The sequence below is a fragment of the Endozoicomonas sp. SESOKO2 genome (genome assembly GCF_024606245.1).
Taxonomy (GTDB): domain Bacteria; phylum Pseudomonadota; class Gammaproteobacteria; order Pseudomonadales; family Endozoicomonadaceae; genus Endozoicomonas_A.
This window is the reverse complement of sequence record NZ_JAHHPQ010000081.1, coordinates 1-1,160: the sequence shown is the minus strand read 5'-3', so window position 1 is coordinate 1,160 and position 1,160 is coordinate 1. Positions and strand designations below refer to the sequence as shown.

The 1,160-nt window shown below is 44.2% G+C and carries 2 protein-coding genes; both read right to left on the bottom strand.

Going from position 1 to position 1,160, the window contains the following annotated elements:
- Nucleotides 1-382, bottom strand: a 382-nt coding sequence (locus tag KDK17_RS02140) for a hypothetical protein (RefSeq protein WP_257287237.1), incomplete at its 3' end; no start/stop codon positions are given.
- 267 nt (nt 383-649) lie between these two features.
- Nucleotides 650-1,160: hypothetical protein (locus KDK17_RS02135; RefSeq protein WP_257287236.1), on the bottom strand; the 511-nt coding region annotated here is incomplete at its 5' end.

Sequence of the window (1,160 nt, the reverse complement as noted above, 5' to 3'; positions counted from 1 at the left end):
ATGGGCGATAAGGCTGAAGCAAGGCAATTTTCGCTACCTGAGTGGATTCGATCAACGATGGATCAATGACCGGAAAATTAGCTGTTTCTGTGTTCGTTGTTTTCGGACGCATTTTTACCGGTTCAGTGGTCAGCGTTTCCAGTTCCGTGTCAATTATTTTCGGGGCAATATCAGTAACGGCTACCTTATGCCCGGCCTTGCACATGAAATCACTATTGATCGCCTCATCCTGCTTTGCAGAAGCAACCGCCGGGAGCATTACATCTTCACTTCTACTCACTTCTCTGGCAAAAGCGGTGCCTGTCTTATCAATATTGTCAGATGAACTGACGCAAGCGGCGAAACACGTCTGTTCTATTGTTTTAATACGGAGCGAATCCATTTTTTTAACCCTCACTGCTGTCCTTGCTATGACGATCTGATTAAGAAAAGCCAAACCAGATATAACTTGGACTTTTAACCCAATAGTTAGTTCCAACCATTCTGTGAAGACTGGGCAGAATTATAAGATCACCTCCGCAGCTGCCGAATGGCAGGAGGTCTTGGGGTGTGACCAAGAGATAGTTGGCACGGTGGGCATAGGCAGCAATGAACAATAAATTGAAATCACATGGGCAGTGCCACATTGAGGAGGGTAGGCAATTCGAACTCAATAAAATCGGTTGTTTTCGCCCCACTTCCTGCCATAGTCCAGAAGCATGCTGTACCACTCATCCTCATTTTTTGTATGTTTTTTCATGTTAGCGAGATAGATGTCCAGCCAATATTTCTGGTCGTGCTCTTCAGACAACAAATTTGAAAACTCCTTGGTGGTTAAAGGGCTAACGGCAACATTTTGATGACGCAAACAGTGTTTTGCTATGGTTAATTGACTCTTTTCTGAGCATTCTTCCCAGAGTCGATGAAAATATTCCCGGTACTCTTTAAGGTAAAATTCACAAAGACGAGCTTTGTAACGTTGCATTTCAACCAGAGGCAGACCATTTGTTTTCAGGGATGCGATTGAGTTGTTTTGTGTGCTTTCGCGACTGACCTCAGGAATGTCCTTCCAGCAATCGTCATGCTCATCCGCGCTGTTGGCATTGGCGCCAAAGTCTGTGTATTTATCATTGGATTCAGGGAAGAGAACAAGGTTAATCACATTTAACATCAACGCCAAA